The organism is Actinomycetota bacterium (assembly GCA_005774595.1).
Lineage (GTDB): Bacteria > Actinomycetota > Coriobacteriia > Anaerosomatales > D1FN1-002 > D1FN1-002.
Map to the genome: position 1 here is coordinate 1 of VAUM01000261.1, position 2,795 is coordinate 2,795.

The 2,795-nt window shown below is 66.4% G+C and carries 3 protein-coding genes; all 3 read left to right on the top strand.

What is annotated here, in order from left to right:
- The first annotated feature begins 766 nt into the window (after positions 1-766).
- Entirely contained in the window at positions 767-1,039 is a 273-nt protein-coding gene (locus FDZ70_08845; protein ID TLM71584.1) for a hypothetical protein, read from the top strand.
- 132 nt (positions 1,040-1,171) lie between these two features.
- Complete coding sequence (locus tag FDZ70_08850) at positions 1,172-1,786, top strand: hypothetical protein (GenBank protein ID TLM71585.1); 615 nt, start codon at positions 1,172-1,174, stop codon at positions 1,784-1,786.
- Between the two features lie 126 nt (positions 1,787-1,912).
- Positions 1,913-2,365 (top strand): hypothetical protein, encoded by a 453-nt coding sequence (locus tag FDZ70_08855; GenBank protein ID TLM71586.1) that lies wholly within the window; start codon positions 1,913-1,915, stop codon positions 2,363-2,365.
- Positions 2,366-2,795 lie beyond the last annotated feature (430 nt).

Here is a 2,795-nt window from a genome sequence, read left to right on the forward strand (position 1 = left end):
CTCGTGGGGAGGCTCTAAGCGCATGTGGGAGCGGTGCGGCAGAGGCTGGCGGCGCGTCGCAGGGGGATGCGCGCGAGGCGGGTGCGTCGCGCGCGCGGCGGCGTGGACCAGCGGGGCGTGGCACCACTGGAAGGGGCGTTCGCGGCAGTTCCGCATGCGCCGAGGAGCGATCAGAGCGGTCACGGGAGGAGGCGGCCCGTAGGCGTCGGCGGGGTCACGCAGCACACCATCGCAGCTGACCCCTGCCAGGAGTCCCAGCAGACCCCGTCGACGCCTACGGGCCGCACAGAACAGCGAGCTCCCGTCGAGCGCGTTACGCGGAACCGCATGATCCCCTGCGCCCAGCCGACTTCCGACGCGAGCGGCACAGGAGTACGCTCGTACACGGAAGTGCGGAGCCGCGTTGGGTAGTTCGACGGTTCCGCAGAAACACTGTTCGGTGCACCGACGGGGGGTCGTAGTGCGTCGCCTTCTTGCTGGAGTGGCGGTCGCGGCGTGTCTTCTCGCAGGATGCGCGCCCGTTGCCAAGCCCGACCCGGTCGCGTTCGAGACGGCGATTCGCGACAGGCTCGCGTCGGCCAGTGACGTGAGAGTCTCCGTGGGGCCGCTCGATTGGAGCAACTGCTCCGCCCCAGCGGAAGAGCCTCCATCATCGACCGGCTTGCTCGCAACCGTCCGTCTCACCGGACTCGATGGGGTCGTTGTTCACGTCCAGGCCGCGAGTGTCGACCAGTTGCCCAGTTGCACCGCGCTGCCTCCGGCTGACATGAGTGAAGTCGCCTACTTCCGCGTACTCGAAGCAGCCGGCGTTCCTGACGTGATCGCGATCGGTCGGCTGTCGGACACCCAGTGGTCACCTTCCGGCGGTGAGATCGCCATGGGCGACGCGAGGGTCCAAGCCGCCGACTGCTACGTGGTCACTGCGCTGCCCGCCCGCAACGCCACAGGTACCCCGGAGTCTCGCATGAGGGTCGTACTGCTCGACCAATCGACGGAACACGCCACCGATCTCGGCTGGCTGGATGCACTCGGCCAGTAGTCGGGCACCGAACAGGCGCTTCCAACGGTAGCGCGCCCACGGCGTAGAATCGGACATGAAGGCGGAGCGCGGCGCGCTCCGTTGAAGCGCAGAAGCGTTAGGCGAAGTTCCGTCTGTCTGGACGGAGGTGCCATGAGAGCGCTGGCCGTTCGGTATGCGGTGACTGGTCTTGCACTCCCTCTGATCGTCGCTCTCACATCATGCTCCGCAGCTCTGCATCAACGCACCCCTGCGACCGCGGGACCGCCCGCCCGGGAGACTCTCTCCTTCGGCCCGGTGTATCCCGTCGGCACAACGACGGATGGCGTCATTGCGGCGACACTCATGTACGCGGAGACAACGGGTGCACCTGTTGCGACCGTCGAGATTCGTGGCTACGTGGTGGACATGATGGTGCCGTTCGGCGACTCGGGACGCCACGGGCGAGAAGTCGTGGTGATGAAGGATGGCTCTCTGTGGCGGCTGAGGGGCATCCTGAAGCCTCTCTCGTTCTGGCGTTCCGTGCCGACTCGCCACAAGCCGGAGTCCGCTGAGGAAGCGCAGGCCAGAGAGGGCGCCGTCGCGGCAGCCCGGTCAGTCATCGCCACTCAGGGTTCCGGATTGGCGTCCGCAACCCCGGAGATCTTCGCCTACATCGTCAGATTCGGCCGCAGCGACGGCTCTTGCACCGACGTATACGTCGATCCGGACGTCGGGCCCAACATGGGAATCTGGTACGACCCACCCGTGGAGGCCTTCAACCCCTAGCGGACTCGCCTAACAGGCGTTTCCAGCGGTAGCGCGCCAGAAGGCTAGAATCGGTCTTGCAGACGGAGCGCGGCGCGCTCCGCTGAAACGCAGAAACGTTAGTCGGTCGCCGGGGGGGTGCTTCCGTTGGGTAATCGATTCGACGAGTGGGTGCGTCACTACGAGAACCTGCTCTGGCAGGTCACTGCGGCGTTCTTCGCGGTGGACTCGGCGTTGCTCGTCCTGTGGGGGACCGCGGGCGACGGCCCTGCCGTGCCGATCTTCGGACTCGTTCTCACCGTGCTCATGGTGTACTCCGCCGCCAGCATTCGTGAACTGCGGCATGGCGCGGTGCAGCGACTCGACGAGGACGTTGCCGCGCTGTTCCTTGGTCGTCGCCTGCACGGGTGGTGGGCATTCATCCTGCTCTCCCTTGGCCTGGTACTAGCGTGGAGCCTGGTTCTTCTAGACGGCTTGGCGTACTACGACGACCCCTTCACCCTTCTTGCACTGTGGTACGCGCTGTGCGTGGGCGCCGCCGGCGGCGTCCTAGTCCTGGGCTTTCTCTTCAGGCGCCCTCGCACCCCGGCGCACGACTAACAAGCGCTTCCAGCGGAAGCGCGCCAACGGCGTAGAATCGGCAAGGGAGCGGTGTGCGGGCGCGCTCCGCTGAAGCGCAAGAACGTTGGGTGGGACGGGGGCATAGGTGAGCCGGACTGCGCGTCGTCTGCTGCTCGTTCTTCTAGTCTCAGCCGCTCTCGCACCCTCGACCGCCTGCTCAGCCGCGAACACCTCTGCACGCGCTCGCGCTGAGACCGTGGCTGGCAGGTATGACCTGACAGTAGGTGCGTCGCACGACTCTCAGCAGCTGACGCTCCCGTCGGATGTCTCCACGACTAGTGGGGTCGTCGATGAGGCATTCGCTTGGTCGCTGGTGCAGTCGACCGTGACCGCTGACGGCTACGATCTGCGCCCTCACGCAGGACGAACGGTGACCGTGCGTCGGTTCGACCTGGAGGAGCGCTACGCC